14 protein-coding genes and 1 pseudogene are annotated in these 18,232 nt (G+C 72.5%); 6 read left to right on the forward strand and 9 right to left on the reverse strand.

Annotated elements, in window-relative coordinates; translation table 11 throughout:
* The first annotated feature begins 608 nt into the window (after nt 1-608).
* Complete coding sequence (locus C1703_RS06775; protein ID WP_114251031.1) at nt 609-1,811, forward strand: amino acid deaminase/aldolase; 1,203 nt, start codon at nt 609-611, stop codon at nt 1,809-1,811.
* A gap of 35 nt (nt 1,812-1,846) precedes the next feature.
* On the opposite strand, the gene C1703_RS06780 is transcribed toward C1703_RS06775, so the two are convergent.
* From C1703_RS06780 to C1703_RS06795, 4 genes and pseudogenes are all read right to left on the reverse strand, one after another.
* Nucleotides 1,847-2,767: a DUF2510 domain-containing protein gene (locus C1703_RS06780; RefSeq protein WP_114251032.1), complete on the reverse strand. Its 921-nt coding sequence runs from the start codon at nt 2,765-2,767 to the stop codon at nt 1,847-1,849.
* A gap of 47 nt (nt 2,768-2,814) precedes the next feature.
* On the reverse strand, nt 2,815-3,600 hold the full coding sequence (locus C1703_RS06785; RefSeq protein WP_114251033.1) for a 3-oxoacyl-ACP reductase: 786 nt from the start codon (nt 3,598-3,600) through the stop codon (nt 2,815-2,817).
* A complete protein-coding gene (locus tag C1703_RS06790; RefSeq protein ID WP_114251034.1) occupies nt 3,597-4,970 on the reverse strand; it encodes an aldehyde dehydrogenase family protein in 1,374 nt (457 codons plus the stop codon). Before C1703_RS06790 ends, C1703_RS06785 begins: the two co-directional genes overlap by 4 nt.
* A gap of 8 nt (nt 4,971-4,978) precedes the next feature.
* A pseudogene (locus tag C1703_RS06795) lies at nt 4,979-6,350 on the reverse strand (glutamine synthetase family protein).
* Nucleotides 6,351-6,436: 86 nt separating this feature from the next.
* Here C1703_RS06795 and C1703_RS06800 point away from each other — a divergent pair.
* From C1703_RS06800 to C1703_RS06810, 3 genes are all read left to right on the forward strand, one after another.
* The gene (locus tag C1703_RS06800) at nt 6,437-7,171 is read left to right on the forward strand and encodes an FCD domain-containing protein (RefSeq protein ID WP_114251035.1); all 735 of its coding nucleotides are present in this window, start codon (nt 6,437-6,439) and stop codon (nt 7,169-7,171) included.
* 165 nt (nt 7,172-7,336) lie between these two features.
* Nucleotides 7,337-8,779, forward strand: coding sequence for an ethanolamine permease (eat, locus tag C1703_RS06805; protein WP_114251036.1), 1,443 nt, complete (start codon nt 7,337-7,339; stop codon nt 8,777-8,779).
* A gap of 23 nt (nt 8,780-8,802) precedes the next feature.
* The gene (locus C1703_RS06810) at nt 8,803-9,492 is read left to right on the forward strand and encodes a gamma-glutamyl-gamma-aminobutyrate hydrolase family protein (protein WP_114251037.1); all 690 of its coding nucleotides are present in this window, start codon (nt 8,803-8,805) and stop codon (nt 9,490-9,492) included.
* 150 nt (nt 9,493-9,642) lie between these two features.
* On the opposite strand, the gene C1703_RS06815 is transcribed toward C1703_RS06810, so the two are convergent.
* Complete coding sequence (locus tag C1703_RS06815; RefSeq protein ID WP_114251038.1) at nt 9,643-10,575, reverse strand: LysR family transcriptional regulator; 933 nt, start codon at nt 10,573-10,575, stop codon at nt 9,643-9,645.
* A gap of 71 nt (nt 10,576-10,646) precedes the next feature.
* Between C1703_RS06815 and C1703_RS06820 the strand changes: the two genes are divergently transcribed.
* Nucleotides 10,647-11,798, forward strand: a complete 1,152-nt coding sequence (locus C1703_RS06820; protein WP_114251039.1) for a TDT family transporter — start codon at nt 10,647-10,649, stop codon at nt 11,796-11,798.
* Here C1703_RS06820 and C1703_RS06825 read toward each other — a convergent pair.
* From C1703_RS06825 to C1703_RS06840, 4 genes are all read right to left on the reverse strand, one after another.
* Nucleotides 11,710-12,429 (reverse strand): helical backbone metal receptor, encoded by a 720-nt coding sequence (locus C1703_RS06825; protein ID WP_114251040.1) that lies wholly within the window; start codon nt 12,427-12,429, stop codon nt 11,710-11,712. The two genes, C1703_RS06820 and C1703_RS06825, sit on opposite strands and share 89 nt — an antisense overlap.
* A complete protein-coding gene (locus C1703_RS06830) occupies nt 12,426-12,995 on the reverse strand; it encodes an XRE family transcriptional regulator (RefSeq protein WP_114251041.1) in 570 nt (189 codons plus the stop codon). The genes C1703_RS06825 and C1703_RS06830 overlap by 4 nt, the downstream gene beginning before the upstream one ends.
* Before the next feature lie 331 nt (nt 12,996-13,326).
* Entirely contained in the window at nt 13,327-15,945 is a 2,619-nt protein-coding gene (locus tag C1703_RS06835; protein ID WP_114251042.1) for an ABC transporter permease/substrate binding protein, read from the reverse strand.
* Nucleotides 15,938-17,029, reverse strand: a complete 1,092-nt coding sequence (locus C1703_RS06840) for a betaine/proline/choline family ABC transporter ATP-binding protein (RefSeq protein WP_114257322.1) — start codon at nt 17,027-17,029, stop codon at nt 15,938-15,940. Before C1703_RS06840 ends, C1703_RS06835 begins: the two co-directional genes overlap by 8 nt.
* Before the next feature lie 197 nt (nt 17,030-17,226).
* Between C1703_RS06840 and C1703_RS06845 the strand changes: the two genes are divergently transcribed.
* The gene (locus C1703_RS06845) at nt 17,227-18,156 is read left to right on the forward strand and encodes a 5'-3' exonuclease (RefSeq protein ID WP_232840737.1); all 930 of its coding nucleotides are present in this window, start codon (nt 17,227-17,229) and stop codon (nt 18,154-18,156) included.
* Nucleotides 18,157-18,232 lie beyond the last annotated feature (76 nt).

Below are 18,232 nucleotides of genomic sequence, written 5' to 3' on the forward strand. Positions count from 1 at the left end.
ACGAGGCCGTGTCGCGGTCCGAGGACGACCGCGGCGCACCGGCCGCCGAACCCACACGGGCACTCACATCCGAGCCGGAACCCGCACGGGACCCGACACCCGAGCCGGAACCCGCACGGGATCCAGCGCCCGAACCGGACTCCACACGGGACCCGGCGTCCGAGCCGTCCGCGTTCGAAGTCCCGCGTCCGTCCGGCACCGGGCTGGAAGGGGCGGCGGCGGTGCGTCCGTCCGCGTTGGTCGCCTCGGGTGGGTGGGGCGGGCGGGGTGGGGCGGAAGGGCGGGGAGGTGTCGAGGGGCGCGGGGGGAAGGAGGCGCGTTGCGCTTCCGTGCTCATGCACCCCCCCGTTTCCTCGTACCCGGGCCGCTCGTTCTCGCGCGGGCCGGTGCTGTCCTGCCCGAGGCCCGGCACCGCTTCGTCCCGGGCACACATACCCGTACGAACGGAGCGTCATCCCGGCACGGCTTTCCGGCCGGCGTCGTTCCGCCGTACGTGCGCGTCACTCTACGGCTTGTCCCTGGGCGAACGGGAACCAGTCCACGAGCCCGGGGCATCTGCCCGGAACGTCCCCCTACCCTGCGGTAATTCAGTCTGGCAGGCTGCGTTCATGACTGCGCGCGCCGCCGACCGGGCCCGTTACGACCGGGCCACCGCCCATCTCGACGCCCCTCTCGCGATCGTGGACCTGGAGGCTTTCGACGCCAACGCCGCCGACCTGGTCCGCCGCGCCGGGGGCAAGCCGATCCGCGTCGCCAGCAAATCCGTGCGGTGCCGTGCGCTGCTGGAACGCGTCCTGGCCCGGGACGGTTTCGCGGGGATCATGTCGTTCACCCTGGCCGAGTCGCTGTGGCTGGCCCGGTCGGGGTTCGAGGACGTGCTGCTCGCCTACCCGTCCGCCGACCGTGCCGCGTACGCGGAACTCGCCGGCGATCCCAAGCTCGCCGCCGCCGTCACCGTGATGGTCGACGACGTCGCGCAGCTCGATCTCATCGACGCCTCGCGGGGCGGCGGGCGTGAAGTCGTCCGCGTGTGCCTGGAGTTGGACACGTCCTTGAGGCTGCTCGGCGGGCGGGTGCGGGTCGGGGCCCGGCGTTCGCCGCTGCACTCCCCCGCCGAGGTCGCCGACGTGGCCCGGGCGGTGGCCCGGCGGCCGGGCTTCGAGGTCGTGGGGATCATGGCCTACGAGGGGCACATCGCGGGTGTCGGGGACGCGGTGGCGGGGCGGCCGCTGCGGTCCCGTGCCGTACGGCTGATGCAGGCGGCCGCCAAGCGTGAACTCGCCGAGCGGCGCGCCGAGGTGGTGCGCGCGGTGCGGGCCGTCGTGCCGGGGCTGGAGTTCGTCAACGGCGGGGGCACCGGGTCGGTGCAGCACACGGCGGCCGAGGACGCGGTGACCGAGATCGCCGCCGGGTCGGGGCTGTACGTGCCGCGGCTGTTCGACAACTACACGTCGTTCCGCGGCCGTCCGGCGGCCCTCTTCGCCCAGCCCGTCGTGCGGCGGCCGGGCGTCGGCGTCGTGACGGTCCTCGGCGGCGGGTATCCCGCCTCCGGTGCGGCCGGGCCCGACCGGTCGCCCGTGCCGTACCTGCCCGAGGGGCTGCGCTACGACCCGCAGGAGGGGGCCGGTGAGGTGCAGACGCCGCTGCTCGGCTCGCCCGCCGACGATCTGCTGATCGGGGACAAGGTGTGGTTCCGGCACGCCAAGGCCGGTGAGCTGTGCGAGCGGTTCGAAGCGCTGCACCTGGTCGAGGGGGACGCGGTCACGGCGACCGTGCCGACGTACCGGGGCGAGGGTCACACGTTCCTGTAGCGGATCGGTGGCTCGGTCCTGTTGCGGACGGCGGCTCAGTCCGACGGGCCGATGCTGCTGCCCACGCCGCCGCCCGTGTCCGCGTCGCCGAACGGCCGGATGCCCTTGGTGATGCGGTCCATGTCGGCGAGCGGCGGCCCGTCCCCGCCCGCGTCGAAGACGTACCGGACGAGGACCGGTGACTCGGTGCCGACGCTGGAGGGGAAGACGAGCGACTGGACGTAGCCGCCCGGGCCCTTGGCGGTGTGCACGCGCCAGCGCACGAGGTACCCGGCGCGGCCGGCCACCGCGACCGGCCCGGACTTGACGACCTGGTGCGACGTGATGCCCCCGTGGAGTTCGCGGCCGAGTCTGTCGCGGTCGTAGGCCTCGTCGGCCGCGTCCTTGATGTCCGCCTCGGCGAGGGCCTCGGGGGACTTCTCGTCGTTCTCGGTCACGGTGCGGGAGAGGACGAGGCCGTGGCGGCAGAGGCCGACGCCGCCGGGGCAGTCGTAGGTGCCGTCCGTCGTCATCACGACGTCGTCCTGGGCGATGTGCTGCGGGCGGACCCAGCCGTCGAGCAGGGGGAAGGTGACGCCGTTGAGCTGGTCCTCGACGACGGCCGGGCCGGCGTCGGCGGGTGTCTCGGACGCGGACGTCCCGGGGGCCGGTTCCGGCGGGCCGGTCGGGGACGTGGACGCGGGGGCCGTCGGGGCGGACCTCGCGTCCGTGCCGCCGTCGCCGTCGCCGTCGCCGTCGAAGGCTACGGCCGCGGTGACGATCGCCGCGACGAGGACGGCTCCCGCGGCGGTGACCGCGACGGCCTTCGCCCGCCCGGCGCCGCCGCCCGGGGGCGGGGGCACCGGGCCGCCGGGGGCCTCGGGCGCGCGGCGGTGCTCGGTCCAGGCCGTGCCGTCCCACCAGCGCTGAAGGTGCGGTGCGTGCGGGTCGGGGTACCAGCCGGGCGGCGGCGTCATGCTCATCCCGGCACTGTAGGGCGAGTCACCGGCCGCACGGGCACGCCTTACAGGGGTGTGACATACGCCCCCGCGATGCCGCCGTCCACCAGGAAGTCGGTGGCGTTGACGAACGAGGAGTCGTCGCTGGCGAGGAAGGCGACGGCGGCGGCGATCTCCTCGGCCTCGGCGAAGCGGCCCAGCGGGATGTGCACCAGACGGCGCGCGGCCCGCTCCGGGTCCTTGGCGAACAGCTCCTGGAGGAGCGGGGTGTTGACCGGGCCGGGGCACAGGGCGTTGACGCGGATGCCCTCGCGGGCGAACTGCACGCCCAGCTCGCGGGACATGGCGAGGACGCCGCCCTTGGAGGCGGTGTAGGAGATCTGCGAGGTGGCCGCGCCCATCCTGGCCACGAAGGAGGCCGTGTTGATGATCGAGCCCTTGCCCTGGCGCCGCATGTAGGGGATGGCGGCCTTGCAGCACAGGTAGACGGAGGTGAGGTTGACCTCCTGGACGCGCTTCCAGGCCTCCAGGCCGGTCTCCAGGATGGAGTCGTCGTCGGGCGGGGAGATGCCGGCGTTGTTGAAGGCGATGTCGACGCTGCCGTAGGTGTCGTAGGCGGTCCTGAAGAGGGCCTCGACCTCCTCGGGGTCGGTGACGTCGACCTTCACGAAGGTGCCGCCGGTCTCTTCTGCCGCGGCCTTGCCGCGGGTCTCGTCGACGTCGCCGCAGACGACGTGCGCGCCCTCGGAGGCGAGGCGGCGGGCGGCGGCGAGTCCGATGCCGCTGCCGGCTCCGGTGACGACGGCGGTACGGCCGACCAGGCGGCGGCAGATGTTCTCCTGAGCGGTCACTGTGCGGGGCCCTCCGTGCTGATGAAGACGTTCTTGGTTTCGGTGAAGGCGGCCAGGGCGTCGGGGCCGAGTTCGCGGCCGACGCCGGACTGCTTGTAGCCGCCGAACGGGGTCCAGTAGCGGACGCTGGCGTGGGAGTTGACGGACAGGTTGCCGGCGCGGACGGCCCGGGAGACGCGCAGGGCGCGGCCGACGTCACGGGTCCAGATGGAGCCGGAGAGGCCGTAGGGGGTGTCGTTGGCGAGGCGGATCGCGTCGGCCTCGTCGGTGAAGGGCAGGAGGACGGCGACCGGGCCGAAGATCTCCTCGCAGGCCGCGGGCGAGTCGGGGCTCTCCCCGGTGAGGACGGTCGGCGGGAACCAGAAGCCGGGTCCCTCGGGGGCGCTGCCGCGCAGGGCCGGGGCGTCGTCGGGCACGAAGCTCCGGACGCGGTCCAGTTGCTGCCGGGAGATCAGCGGGCCCATCTGGGTCTTGTCGTCGGCCGGGTCGCCCACCACCACGGCGGACAGGGCGTCGGCGAGCAGGTCGCGGACCTCGTCGTAGACGGACTGCTGGACCAGGACGCGGGTGCGGGCGCAGCAGTCCTGGCCGGAGTTGTCGAGGAAGGAGAAGGGGTCGACGGCGGTTGTGAGGTCGGCGTCGGCGAAGACGATGTTGGGGCTCTTGCCGCCGAGTTCGAGGGTCACGGGCTTGACCTGCTCGGCGCCGAGCGCGGCGACGCGCGCGCCGGTGCGGGTGGAGCCGGTGAAGACGATCTTGGCGACTCCGGGATGCCGGACGAGCGCGTCGCCGGTGATGTCGCCGCGTCCGGGCAGGACCTGGAAGAGGTGCTCGGGGAGACCGGCCTCCAGGGCGAGTTCGGCCAGGCGCAGGGCGGTGAGCGGGGTGGTCTCGGCGGGCTTGAGGATGACCGCGTTGCCCGCAGCGAGGGCCGGGGCGGTGCCCCAGGCGGCGATGGGCATCGGGAAGTTCCAGGGGGCGATCACGCCGACCACGCCGAGCGGTTCGAGGATCGTCACGTCCAGGCCGCCGGGCACGGGGATCTGCCGGCCGGTGAGCCGCTCCACTCCCCCGGCCGCGTAGTCCAGCAGGTCACGGACGTTGCCGGCCTCCCAGCGGGCGTTGCCGATCAGGTGGCCGGCCTCGCGGACCTCCAGGCGGGCCAGTTCCTCCAGGTGCTGGTCGACGGTGGCGGCGAAGCGGCGGAGCAGCCGGGCGCGGTCCGCGGGGGGCAGGGCGGCCCAGATCCGCTGTGCCCTGGTGGCGTGCGTGACGGCCGCGTCGACGTCGGCCGGGCTCGCCCCGGCGACGGCGGCGACGACCTCCTCGGTGGCGGGGTTCAGTACGTCCAGAAGGTGCTCGGAAGACAACGGGGGCCTCACAGACGTTCGAAGGAGCGGCGCAGCTCCCAGTCGGTCACCGCGGCGTCGAAGGCGTCCAGTTCGACGCGCGCCATGTTGCGGTAGTGCGCGACGACCTCGTCCCCGAAGGCCGCCTTGGCGATGCTGCTGTGCTCCCAGAGCTCGGCGGCCTCGCGCAGGGTGGTCGGGACGTGGTCGAAGTCGGCGGTGTAGGCGTTGCCGGGGCAGGGCTCGGGCAGTTCCAGCTTCTGCTCGATGCCGTGCAGCCCGGCCGCGACCAGTCCGGCGACGGCGAGGTAGGGGTTGACGTCGCCGCCGGGCAGGCGGTTCTCGAAGCGCATCGAGCGGCCGTGGCCGACCACGCGCAGCGCGCAGGTGCGGTTGTCGTGGCCCCAGGCGACGGCGGTCGGGGCGAAGGAGCCGGGCTGGAACCGCTTGTAGGAGTTGATGTTGGGGGCGTAGAGCAGGGGAGAACTCGCGCAGGGCGGCGAGCTGGCCGGCGAGGAAGTGCCGCATGACGTCGGACATGCCGCCGTGGTCGTCGGAGGACCCGGCCATGGCGTTGTTGCCGTCCGCGTCGGCGAGCGAGAGGTGGATGTGGCAGGAGTTGCCCTCGCGCTCGTTGTACTTGGCCATGAAGGTGATCGACATGCCCTCCTGGGCGGCGATCTCCTTGGCGCCGGTCTTGTAGACGCTGTGCTGGTCGCAGGTGACCAGGGCCTCGTCGTAGCGGAAGGCGATCTCGTGCTGGCCGGGGTTGCACTCGCCCTTGGCGGACTCGACGGTGAGGCCGGCCGCCGCCATCTCGTTGCGGATGCGGCGCAGCAGGGGCTCGATGCGGCCGGTGCCGAGGACCGAGTAGTCGATGTTGTACTGGTTGGCCGGGGTCAGCCCTCTGTAGCCCGCGTCCCAGGCCTGTTCGTAGGTGTCCTTGAAGACGATGAACTCCAGCTCCGTGCCGACCTGGGCGGTGTAGCCGAGTTCGGCCAGGCGCTCCAGCTGGCGGCGCAGGATCTGGCGCGGCGCGGCGACGACCGGTGAGCCGTCGTTCCAGGCGAGGTCGGCGTGGAGCATGGCCGTGCCCTCGTTCCAGGGGACGCGGCGCAGGGTGGTCAGGTCCGGGTGCATGGCGAAGTCGCCGTAGCCGCGGTCCCAGGAGGACATGGCGTAGCCGTCGACGGTGTTCATCTCGGTGTCGACGGCGAGCAGGTAGTTGCAGCCCTCGGTGCCGTGCCGGAGCACTTCGTCGAGGAAGAAGCGTGCGGCGAACCGCTTGCCCTGGAGCCGCCCTTGCATGTCGGGGAAGGCCAGGACGACAGTGTCGATCTCACCGCCGGCGACGAGGGCGTGCAGCTCCTCGACGCTCAGCGGGGGTGTGCGGTCTGCCACGGGAGAGCCTCCTTCGGCTACTTTCGGCGAGCCGGGAGCCATAAGGTATTGCGGAGAACCATTGCTTGGGAAGGGGGTACGGCCACATGCCGGAGACAGCGGGCGGGGAGGTCCGGGACCGGCTGGCGCCGGTGCTGCGGCCGGTACGCGCGGGCAACGGCTTCGAGGAGGCCCTGGAGCAGATCCTCCAGATCCTGCGGCTGGGCCTGGTGGCGGGAGGCGAGCGGCTGCCGGCGGAGCGGGAGCTGGCGGAACGGCTGGGCATCAGCCGGGTGACGCTGCGCGAGGTGCTGAAGGTGCTCCAGGACCAGGGCCTGGTCGAGTCGCGGCGCGGCCGCTACGGCGGGACGTTCGTGCTGCCGCGCGCGGACGCCGGCGGCGAGGACGAGCTGCGGCGGCGGGTCGCCGAGGTCGACATAGAGGACGTGCTGCGCTTCCGGGAGGTGCTGGAGGTGGGCGCGGCCGGGCTGTGCGCGGCGCACGGGCTGGACGGGGAGCGGGCGGACCGGCTCCGCGAGGCGTTGGCGCGCACGCACGACGCGCCGCTCGCCGAGTACCGCCGCCTGGACACGCTGCTGCACCTGACGCTCGCCGAGCTGTCCGGCTCCCCCACCCTCACGGCCCAGTACGCGGCCGTCCGCGCGACCGTCAACGACCTGCTCGACTGCATCCCGCTGCTCGTGCGCAACCTGGAGCACTCCCAGCAGCAGCACACGGCCCTGGTGGAGGCCGTCATCGAGGGCGACGCCGACCAGGCGCGGGAGATCATGCGCGAGCACTGCGGGGGCACGGCGGCGCTGCTGCGGGGCTTCCTGGGCTGAGCCGGAACGGTGAGCCGGGACGGGTCCCGGCGGGCCGAGGATTTACTGGCGATTAACGCACGGGTCTTGCCTTCCCCCGGTCGGCACCGCAAAGGTATGGCTCCATTCCATTGAGTCGTGCCCCGCTCGACCCCGTGACCGTCGCCGCCCGTGGGGAGAATGCCCATGTCCCAGGAACCGACCAGTACACCCGCCCCGGAGGGCGACGACTACCTGGAGCGCAGAGCGCTCCGCCGCGGCAGCGCCGGCTGGGTGCTGCTGACCGGCCTCGGCGTCGCCTACGTCGTCTCCGGCGACTACTCGGGCTGGAACTTCGGCCTGGCCGAGGGCGGCTTCGGAGGCCTGGCCATCGCCATGGTCCTCATGGGCGCGATGTACGCGTGCATGGTCTTCGCGCTCGCCGAGCTGTCCTCGATCCTGCCGACGGCGGGCGGCGGCTACGGCTTCGCCCGGCGGGCGCTCGGCCCCTGGGGCGGTTTCCTGACCGGTACGGCGATCCTCATCGAGTACGTCCTCGCGCCCGCCGCCATCGTCATCTTCATCGGCGACTACGTCGAGTCGCTCGGCCTGTTCGGCCTGGAGTCCGGCTGGCCGATGTACCTGGTCTGCTTCGCGATCTTCCTGGGCATCCATCTGTGGGGCGTGGGCGAGGCGCTGCGCTTCAGCTTCGTCGTCACGGGCATCGCGGTCGCCGCCCTCGTCGTCTTCGCGCTGGCGGCGCTGCCCGACTTCTCCTTCGCCGCGCTGGACGACATCCCGGTCGACGCCTCGGCCGCCGGGTCGAACTCCTGGCTGCCGTTCGGCCTGCTCGGCATCTGGGCGGCGTTCCCCTTCGGCATGTGGTTCTTCCTGGGTGTCGAGGGCGTGCCGCTGGCCGCCGAGGAGACCAGGGACCCGGCCCGTACGCTGCCCAAGGCGATCCGCTGGTCGATGGGCATCCTGGTGGTGCTGGCGGTGGTGACGTTCGTCGCGGCGGCGGGGGCGCGCGGCTCGGCCGCGATCCAGGAGGCGGGCAACCCGCTGGTCGAGGCGCTCCAGCCGGACGGCGAGGCCACGACCCTGAGCAGGATCGTCAACTACGCGGGCCTGGCCGGCCTGGTGGCGTCGTTCTTCTCCCTGATCTACGCGGGCTCGCGCCAGCTCTTCGCCCTGTCCCGCGCGGGTTACCTGCCCCGCTTCCTGTCCCTCACCAGCCGCCGCAAGGCGCCGTACCTGGGCCTGCTGGTGCCCGGCACGATCGGCTTCCTGCTGGCGGCGGTGTCGGGCAACGGCGCGCGCATGCTCAACATCGCCGTCTTCGGCGCGACCATCTCCTACGCGCTGATGTCGCTGTCCCACATCGTGCTGCGCCGCCGCGAGCCGGAGCTGCCGCGGCCGTACCGGACGCCGGGCGGGGTGCTGACCTCCTCGGTCGCCCTGGTGCTGGCCTGTGCGGCGCTGGTGGCGACGTTCCTGGTGGACGTGACGGCGGCGCTCATCGCGCTCGCGGTGTACGTGGTGGCCGTCGGGTACTTCGGTCTGTACAGCCGCAAGCGGCTGGTGGCGAAGGCGCCGGAGGAGGAGTTCGCGGCACTGGCGGCGGCCGAGGCAGAGTTGGCACGGGACTGAACGTCGACCGGGAGGGAGTCGCTGTGGCCAGGCCGTTGATCGGGGTCAGCACGTATCTGGAGGCCGGTGCCCGCTGGGGCGTGTGGGAGCTGGAGGCCGCCCTGCTGCCGGTCGGCTACCCCCGGCTGGTGCAGCGGGCGGGCGGACTGGCCGCGATGCTGCCGCCGGACGAGCCGGAGCGGGCCGTCGAGACGGTGGCCCGGCTGGACGGGCTGGTCATCGCGGGCGGGCCCGATGTGGAGCCGGTGCGCTACGGCGCCGAGCGCGAGCCCCGGACGGGGCCTCCGGCGCCGGAGCGGGACGCGTGGGAGCTGGCGCTGATCGACGCGGCGCTGGCGGCGGGTGTGCCGCTGCTGGGGATCTGCCGGGGCATGCAGCTGCTGAACGTCGCGCTGGGCGGCACGCTCGTGCAGCACCTCGACGGGCACGCGGAGGTCGTGGGCGTGTTCGGCGGGCACCCCGTCAAGCCGGTGCCGGGCACGCGGTACGCCGCGATCGTGCCGGAGGAGACGTCGGTGCCGACGTACCACCACCAGGCCGTCGACCGGCTCGGCGAGGGCCTGCTCCCGTCGGCGTACGCCGCGGACGGCACGGTGGAGGCGGTGGAACTGCCGTCCGCCGAGGGCTGGGTGCTGGGCGTGCAGTGGCACCCGGAGATGGACGAGGACGAGCGGGTGATGCGGGCACTGGTGGAGGCGGCGGCAGCCCGCTGAACAAAGGGACCCCGCCCCCACCCAGCCCGTCCGGCGTTTGAGGACGAGGCCGTGCAGGCCGAAGGGGGTCCGGGGGCGCGGCCCCCGGCGGGGTCGAAGGGGCGGAGCCCCTGGAGGACGGGACGGGCAGGGACGGCGGGGGCGAGAAACTCACCCCCGCGTCAACGACAACAGGTCCCTCGCCGGACCGGTAGGCCGATGCCCCGTCGGCCACACCGCCCTCAGATCACGGGCCAGGGCCACCCCGTCCACCGGCACCCGCACCAACCGCCGCATCGCCAGCTCCTCCCCCACCGCCAGCTCGCTCAGCACCGCCGGCCCCGCTCCGCTCACCGCCGCCGCCTTCACCGCCGTCGTCGAGGACAGCTCGATGAGCGGCCGGGCCAGACCCCCCAGCGCCGCGTCCAGCACCTGGCGCGTCCCGGACCCCTTCTCCCGCAGGATCAGCGGTGTCGAGGCCAGTTCCTCCGCCGCCACCGGCCGCCGCCGGCGCCCCCACGCGTGCCCCGGCGCCGTCACCACTATCAGCCGGTCATGGGCGATGACCACCGAGTCCAGCCCGGTCGGCACCGTCAGCCCCTCCACGAAGCCCAGATCGGCCTCGTCCGACAGCAGCCGTTCCGCGACCACCGTGGAGTTGCCCGCGTGCAGGGACACCGCCGTGTCGGGCCGCTGCGCCCGCAGCGCGAGCAGCCAGCCCGGCAGCAGGTACTCCGCGATCGTCATGCTCGCCGCGACCCGCAGCCGGGAGTCCCGCCGGTCGCGCAGCGCCTGCGCCCCCACGTCGAACGCCTCCGCCGCCTCGACGATCCGCCGCGCCCAGTCCGTCACCAGCGCACCGGCGTCCGTGAGCCGTGACCCCCGCGGCGAACGGTCGACCAGCGCCACGCCGAGCTGCCGCTCCATCGACCGGATCCGGCTGCTCGCCGCGGGCTGGGTGATGCCCAGTTCCCGCGCCGCCCCGCCGAGACTGCCGAGCCGCGCCACCGCCAGCAGCAGCTCCAGGGCACCGAGGTCGGGGACCCGGTGCGCCAGGGACCCGGCGACCGCCGGTCCGCCGCCCTGCTCATCCGTGTTGCTCATAAACCCAGCTTATGTCGCCATAGAGGCAAACTCCCTGGTGGTGCGCCTCCCCCGGCCCCACCGTAGGAGTCATGGTCACCGCAGCCGGGCCCCTCGCGTACCCCCTCTCCGTCCGCCGTCTCGGGCCCAACTGGTACGCCCCCGTCATGGGCACCGCGGTCGTCGCCACCGCCGGAGCCGCCCTCCCGCCGCACGTCCCGGGGCTGCGCGGCGTGCTCGCCGGTGTCTGGGGGCTGTCCTTCGCCCTGCTCCTGACCGTGCTCGGCGCCCGTTGCGCGCACTGGGCCCGCCACCGTGACCAGGCCCGCGCCCACCTCCTCGATCCGGCCACGGCACCCTTCTACGGCTGTCTCGCCATGGCCCTGCTCGCCGTGGGCGGCGGCGCCCTCACCGTCGGCCGGGACGTGATCGGCGCGCGGGCCGGGGCCGTGCTCGGTGCCGTGCTGTTCGTCGCCGGTACGGTTCTCGGGCTGGCCGCCGCCGTCGCCGTGCCGTATCTGATGTCCGTACGCCACCGGGTCGAGCCGGGGCAGGCGACACCCGTGTGGCTGCTGCCGCTGGTCGCGCCCATGGTGTCGGCCGCCGTCGGGCCGTCCCTGGTGCCACAGCTGCCTCCCGGACAACCCCGCGAGACACTGCTCCTGGTCTGCTTCGCGCTGTTCGGGCTGAGCCTGCTCGCGACCCTGCTCATGCTGCCCCTGGTCTTCGCCCGGCTGCTCACCGGCGGGCCGCTGCCGCTCGCCCTCACCCCGACGCTGTTCCTGGTGCTGGGGCCGCTCGGGCAGTCCACCACCGCCGTCGGCGCCTTCGCGGACGTCGCCCCCGGGGTCGTACCGGAGCCGTACAGCCAGGGCTTCGGCGCCCTGGCCGTGCTCTACGGCGTGCCCGTCATGGGGTTCGCGCTGCTGTGGTTCTGCCTGGCCACCGCCCATGTGTGGCGCGCCCGGCGGCACGGGATGCGGTTCGCCATGACCTGGTGGTCGTTCACCTTCCCGGTCGGCACCTGCGTCACGGGCGCCGAGGCGCTCGGCCGGCACACCGGGCTGGTGGCCTGCACCGGCCCCGCGGTGGTCCTGTACGCCGTGCTCGTCGTGGCGTGGGGCGCCGCCGCCTGGGGCACCCTGCGCGGGCTGGTCAGGGGCGAGCTGCTCGCAGGGCCCGGCCCAGTACCCGTGGCGCCTCGGCCAGCGACGGCCCGTACCACGTCAGGTGCCGTCCGCTGACGAGCGCGCAGGGCAGCCCGGGGAACGCCTCCGGGCCGTCCTGGGCGGTGAAGCGGTACGGCTCGTCCGGGAGGACCACCACATCGGGGGCGCGGGCCCGGAGTTCCTCCAGCGGCACGCGGGGATAGCGCTCGGGGTGCCGCGCGTACACGTGGTCGACACCGAGGCGGGCCAGGACGTCGCCCGCGAAGGTGTCGCGGCCCAGGACCATCCACGGGCGGCGCCAGACCGGCACGACCGCCGTCAGCCGGGAGGCCGGCCGGGGCAGGGACGACCAGGTGTCCTCGGCCTCGTCCAGCCAGCGCGGGCGGGCCGCCACCCCGCAGGCGTCCAGGACCCGGGCCAGTTCCCGGAAGGCCTGGGGCACCTCGCGGACCTCCGTGACCAGGACCTCGACGCCCGCCGCGCGCAGGGCCGCCAGGTCGGGTTCGCGGTTCTCCTCCTCGTTCGCGATCACCAGGTCGGGGGTGAGGGAGAGGATCCGGCCGGTGTCCGGGGTCTTCGTGCCGCCGACGCGTACGGCGTCCAGACCCGGCGGACGCGTGCACCAGTCGGTGACGCCGACCAGCGTGCCGGGCGCCGAGCGGGCCACGGCCTCCGTCAACGAGGGGACGAGGGAGACGACCCTCACCGGCGTGGCCGGTCCCGGACCGCCTCGATGTGCTCCGCCACGGCGACCACGATCACCCGGGTGTCCGACTCCGCCGCCCGCCAGCGGTGCCGCACACCGCCGGTGAGGTACAGCGTGTCGCCCCGGCCGAGGCGGTAGGCGCGGCCCTCCGCCTCGATCTCCACCGCGCCGTCGGCCACGTACATCAACTGGTCGTTGCGGTACTGGAATTCACGGCCCGCGTCATGGTCGCCGGTGAACTCGGAGGCGTGCATCTGGTGGTGGCCGCGCACCAGGGAGCGGGCCCGGGGCCGGGGCAGCGGCTCGGTGTCGTCGGCGCGGACGACGTCCACGCTGCACGCCGGGTCGGCGGCGGCGAGGAGCTCCACGGCGGTGGTGCGCAGGGCGTCGGCGACCTTCTCCAGGGAGCTGCGGCTGGGCCGCGCCCGGTCGTTCTCGACCTGGCTCAGGAACGGGACCGACAGGCCGCTGCGCTCGGCCACGACGGCGAGCGTGAGGTCCAGCGCGCGGCGCCGCCGGCGCACGGCCGCGCCCACCCGCAGGGGCTGCTCTTTGTGGTCGCCCATCGCTCCGGCTCCCTCCTTCGCCCGTCGGTCCGCTCCCTGTGCGCCGGTGTCCGGCGCACTCCTTCTGTTGAGTTGTCTGCACCCTACGCATGTTCGGCAAACCGTTTCATGCGCCCGTCACATCGACGTCATACGAGGTGACGCGGGACCTCACAGTTCGCGCCAGGGGATCCGCCGCCCAGCGGGACGGGCGGGAATTCCCCCCGTGGAAGGAACAGGGAGGGAGCGGGGGTTCGGGGGGTGGCGTAGCGCTCTGTGGTTGTCCGGATCCCGCTCGTGGGAACGGGGTGCGGGGCGGGACGCGGCGTGTCGCGCGTCCCACCCCGGAACCCTACTGCGGAGTCATCCGGTTCACCATGTCCGGATGCTTCTCGAGCCACGCGGCGACGGCCTCCTCCTCATGGCCCTGGCCGCGGTCCTTGATCTCGCTCTCCAGGGAGCCGAGCTCGTCCTCGCTCATCCTGAAGTTCTTGATCCACTTCGTGAGCTGCGGGTACTGCTCGGGGAACTTCTCGTTGGAGATGGTGCGGATCGTGTTGCCCTCGCCGAAGGCCTTCTTGGAGTCCTTCAGCTTGGTCAGCTGGTAGTCGCTGTACGCCCAGTGCGGCGACCAGAGGGTGACGGCGATCGGCTCCTTCTTGGCGTAGGCGCGCTTCAGCTCGGCCAGCATCGCGGGCGTGGAGCCGTCGACGACCTCGTACTCCTTGTCGAGGCCGTAGGCGGGCAGGACCTTGTTCTTCGCCAGGTCCATCTCGCCGGTGCCGGGCTCGATGCCGATGATCTTCCCCTTGAAGGTGCCGGCCTTGCCCTTGAGGTCCGCCAGGGAGTCGACGCCCTTCACGTAGGACGGTACGGCGATCTCCAGGGAGGTCGGTTCGTACCAGGTGCCGAGGTCCTTGAGGCGGTCCTTGTTCTTGTCCCAGTAGTTCTTCTGGGCGTAGGGCAGCCAGGCGTCGAAGTTGAGGTCGAGGTCGCCCGAGGCCAGGCCCGTGTAGACGGGGCCGACGTCCATCTGCTTGAGGTTCAGCTTGTAGCCGCGCCGCTCCAGGACGTTCTTCCACAGGTAGGTGACGGCGATGTCCTCGTCCCAGGGGAACCACGCCACGTCCAGGGGCCGCTTGGCCTCGGCAGGGGTGCCGCCCCCGGCGTTCTTCACCGGTGCCATCTTGTCGGCGAAGCCGGGGTGCTGCTTCAGCCAGGCGCGCACGGCCTCCTGCTGCCGGCCCTTGCCCGCCTTGTTGATCTCCGCTTCGAGGCTGGTGAGCTCCTTCTCGCTCATCCTGAAGTTCTTCAGCCACTGGGCGACCGTGGGGTCGTCCTGCGCGAAGCCCTTGCGGGACAGGGTGTGCACGCCGTCGCCCTCGCCCCAGGCGCCCTTGGGGTCCTTGAGCTTCTTGAGGTCGTAGTCGTTGTACGCCCAGTGCGGCGACCAGAGCGTGACGACGATCGGCTTCTTCTGGGCGTAGGCGCGCTTCAGCTCGGCCAGCATGGCGGGCGTGGAGCTGTCGACGACCTGGTACTCCTTGTCCAGGCCGTACTCCTTGAGGACCTTGCTCTTCAGCAGGGCCATCTCGCCGGCGCTGGACTCGATGCCGGTGATCTTGCCGCCGAACTCGGAGGCCTTGCCCTTGAGGTCGGCCAGGGAGTCGATGCCCTTCATGTAGGAGGGCACGCTCAGCTCCAGGGACGTCTTGTCGTACCAGGCTCCGAGGTCGTCGAGCTGCTTGCCGTACTTCTTCCAGTACTGGGCGTGGGTCGTGGGCAGCCAGGCGTCGGTCTGGAAGTCGACGTCGCCCTGGGCGAGGGAGGTGTACAGCGGGCCCGCGTCGAACTGCTTGGCCTCGACCCGGTAGCCGCGCTGCTCCAGGACCTCCTTCCACAGGAAGGTGGAGGCGACGCCCTCGTCCCAGGGGATGTAGCCGATGCTGATCTTCTTGCCCTGGCCGACGTCCTTGCCGCCGGCCGCGGCGGTGGCGCCGGTGCCGCTGCCGCCGAGGACGCCCATGCCGCCCGCGGCGAGCGCCAGGACGACGACGCCGATCACGGCGACGACGGGGCGGGGCCGGTACGACCAGATCTTCAGCCCCTGGGCGGCGCGCAGCTTGGCGGCGGCACGGCGGCCGAGCGGGGAGACCTGGGTGCCCAGCTCGCTGGTCATGCGGTCGAGGTAGATCGCGAGGATCACGATGGCCACGCCCGCCTCGGAGCCGAGGCCCACGTTGAGCTGGCCGATGGCCTCGTTGACGTCGCCGCCGAGGCCGCCGGTGCCGACCATGCCGGCGATGGCGGCCATGGACAGGCCGAGCATGATGACCTGGTTGACGCCGGCCATGACGGTGGGCAGGGCGAGCGGGAGCTGGACGCGCAGCAGGGTGTTGCGGGGCGTGGTGCCGAACGCGTCGGCGGCCTCGACCAGTTCCTTGTCGACCTGCCGGATGCCCAGCTCGGTCATGCGCACGCCCGGGGCGAGCGCGAAGATCAGGGTGGCGACGATGCCCGCGGGGGCGCCGGTGCCGAAGAAGAGGATCGCCGGGATGAGGTAGATCATCGCGGGCAGCGTCTGCATGAAGTCCAGGACGGGCCGGACCAGTGAGCTGACGCGGTCGGAGCGGGCCGCCCAGATGCCCACGGGCAGGGCGATCACCAGGGCGATGACGGTCGCCACGAGGACGAGCGCCAGGGTGATCATCGCGTTCTCCCACAGGTCGAGGGAGTCGATGAACGCGAACCCGGCGAAGGCGAGGACACCGGCGAGGGTGCCGCGCAGCCAGAAGGCGATCACTGCGAAGATGCCCGCGAGGAGCAGCGGTTCGGGGGCCTGGAGGACGGCGTTGATGCCGTCGTAGAGGCCGAGGAAGACGGTCTTGCAGAAGTCGAACAGCCACGCCATGTGGGTGGTGAGCCAGTCGACCGCGTCGTTGACCCAGCTGCCGAGCTGAATCCTAGGCACGGGCGATCACCTTCTCTCCGCCCTTGTCGCGCGGGGAGTCGCAGGGCTGCGGGACGGCGTCCCGCTCGTCGCCCAGGAAGCCGATCAGCCGCTGCCGGGGGACGATACCGAGCTGCTTGTTGTCCTGGTCGACGACCGACACCGGGTGGGAGAGCCGGGCACTGATCGCGCACAGCTCGGTGAAAGGGGTGTCCGGGGTGACGGTCTCGCAGTGGCAGCCGGGGTCGTCGGCGGTGACCGAGGTGTCCATCAGCTCGCCCGCGGTCAGGACGCGGGAGCGGTCGACGTCCTGGGTGAAGGAGGCGACGTAGTCGTTCTCCGGGCGCAGCAGGATGTCCTGCGCGGTGCCGTTCTGGACGATGCGGCCGTCGCGCATGACGGCGATGCGGTCGCCCAGGCGCATGGCCTCGTTCAGGTCGTGGGTGATGAAGACGATCGTCTTCTTCAGCTTCTGCTGGAGCTCCAGCAGCTGGTCCTGCATGTCGCGGCGGATCAGCGGGTCCAGGGCGCTGAAGGACTCGTCCATCAGCAGCAGGTCGGCGTCGGTGGCGAGCGCGCGGGCGAGTCCGACGCGCTGCTGCATGCCGCCGGACAGCTCGTCGGGCCAGGACTTCTCCCAGCCGGCCAGGCCGCACAGGGCGAGCGCCTCGTCGGCGCGGCGTGCGCGCTCGGCGCGGGGCACGCCCTGCACTTCCAGACCGTAGGCGGCGTTCTCGCGCACGCTGCGGTGCGGGAAGAGCGCGAAGTGCTGGAACACCATGCTGATCTTCCGGGAGCGGACCTGGCGCAGCTCGCGGTCGGTCAGGGTGGTCAGGTCCTGACCGTCGAAGCGGACATGTCCTGCGGTCGGTTCGAGAAGACCGTTCAGCATGCGCAACAGCGTGGACTTGCCGGAGCCGGACAGGCCCATGACGACGAAGATCTGGCCGGGCTCCACGGTGAAGGAGGCGTCGATCACGGCGGCGGTCGTGCCCTCGGCGCGCAGTTCCTCCCGGCCGGCTCCGTTCCTGAGCCGCTCGACCGCCTGGTCCGGTCTCCTGCCGAACACTTTGTACAGGCTCTCTGCCTCAAGGGTTGCTGACACGTGCACCTCTGTTTCCACGACGACGAAAACGCAGCGAGGCCGGGGCGCAAAACAGTTGAAATGCGCAACCGACCTCGCTCCGGGGCGGCGCCTACCCCGTGGCCCAAAACCAAACCCTGACGTGCGGCGCTTCACACAGAACGCGCACCGCGCAACGCGTTGCGCGGCACGGCCGGCTGTCAGTGCCGTACGGCATGATGCGTGGCGTGACCGGACGACTGATGCTCCTCGACACCGCTTCCCTGTACTTCCGTGCCTACTTCGGCGTCCCCGACTCGGTCAGGGCGCCGGACGGCACACCGGTGAACGCCGTGCGCGGCCTCCTCGACTTCATCGACCGCCTGGTCAAGGACCACCGGCCCGACGATCTCGTGGCGTGCATGGACGCCGACTGGCGTCCGCACTGGCGCGTGGAGCTGATCCCCTCGTACAAGGCGCACCGCGTCGCCGAGGAGCACGCGGCCGGGCCGGACGAGGAGGAGGTGCCCGACACGCTGTCGCCGCAGGTGCCGGTCATCGAGGCGGTGCTGGACGCGGTGGGCATCGCCCGCGTGGGCGTCGCGGGCTACGAGGCGGACGACGTCATCGGCACGTTCACGGCACGCGCGAAGGGCCCGGTCGACATCGTCACGGGCGACCGCGACCTCTACCAGCTGGTGGACGACGCGCGCGGGGTGCGCGTGCTGTACCCGCTGAAGGGCGTGGGCACGCTGCAGCACACCGACGAGGCGGTGCTGCGTGCGAAGTATGGGGTCGACGGGAGCGGGTACGCGGATCTGGCCCTGCTGCGCGGCGACCCCAGCGACGGCCTGCCGGGCGTGCCGGGCATCGGCGAGAAGACGGCCGCCAAGCTGCTGGCCGAGTTCGGGGACCTGGCCGGGATCCTGGCGGCGGTCGAGGACCGGCGGTCGAAGCTGACGCCCACGCAGCGCAGGCGGCTGGACGAGGCGCGCCCGTACCTCGCGGTCGCGCCGAAGGTGGTCCGGGTCGCGGACGACGTACCGCTCCCGGACGTCGCCACGGCGCTCCCGAAGGCACCTCGCGACCCGGCGGCCCTGGAGGCGCTGGCGGCCCGCTGGGGTCTGGGCGGGTCACTGGAGCGTCTGCTGGCGACGCTCGCGGTGTGATGCGTCGGTAAGAGTGCGACGTGTCCTTCGCATACGAGAGGTGGGAACCGGGGGCGAGGTGCTAACTTAGGTAACC

Source organism: Streptomyces sp. Go-475 (assembly GCF_003330845.1).
In the GTDB taxonomy this organism is placed as follows: domain Bacteria; phylum Actinomycetota; class Actinomycetes; order Streptomycetales; family Streptomycetaceae; genus Streptomyces.

Bases quoted from the DNA above. Each gene is read 5' to 3' on its own strand.
- C1703_RS06775 (WP_114251031.1), top strand. From the start codon at position 609: ATGACTGCGCGCGCCGCCGACCGGGCCCGTTACGACCGGGCCACCGCC.
- C1703_RS06800 (WP_114251035.1), top strand. From the start codon at position 6,437: ATGCCGGAGACAGCGGGCGGGGAGGTCCGGGACCGGCTGGCGCCGGTG.
- eat (WP_114251036.1), top strand. From the start codon at position 7,337: ATGTCCCAGGAACCGACCAGTACACCCGCCCCGGAGGGCGACGACTAC.
- C1703_RS06780 (WP_114251032.1), bottom strand. From the start codon at position 2,767: ATGACGCCGCCGCCCGGCTGGTACCCCGACCCGCACGCACCGCACCTT.
- C1703_RS06815 (WP_114251038.1), bottom strand. From the start codon at position 10,575: ATGAGCAACACGGATGAGCAGGGCGGCGGACCGGCGGTCGCCGGGTCC.
- C1703_RS06820 (WP_114251039.1), top strand. From the start codon at position 10,647: ATGGTCACCGCAGCCGGGCCCCTCGCGTACCCCCTCTCCGTCCGCCGT.
- C1703_RS06845 (WP_232840737.1), top strand. From the start codon at position 17,227: ATGCGTGGCGTGACCGGACGACTGATGCTCCTCGACACCGCTTCCCTG.
- C1703_RS06830 (WP_114251041.1), bottom strand. From the start codon at position 12,995: ATGGGCGACCACAAAGAGCAGCCCCTGCGGGTGGGCGCGGCCGTGCGC.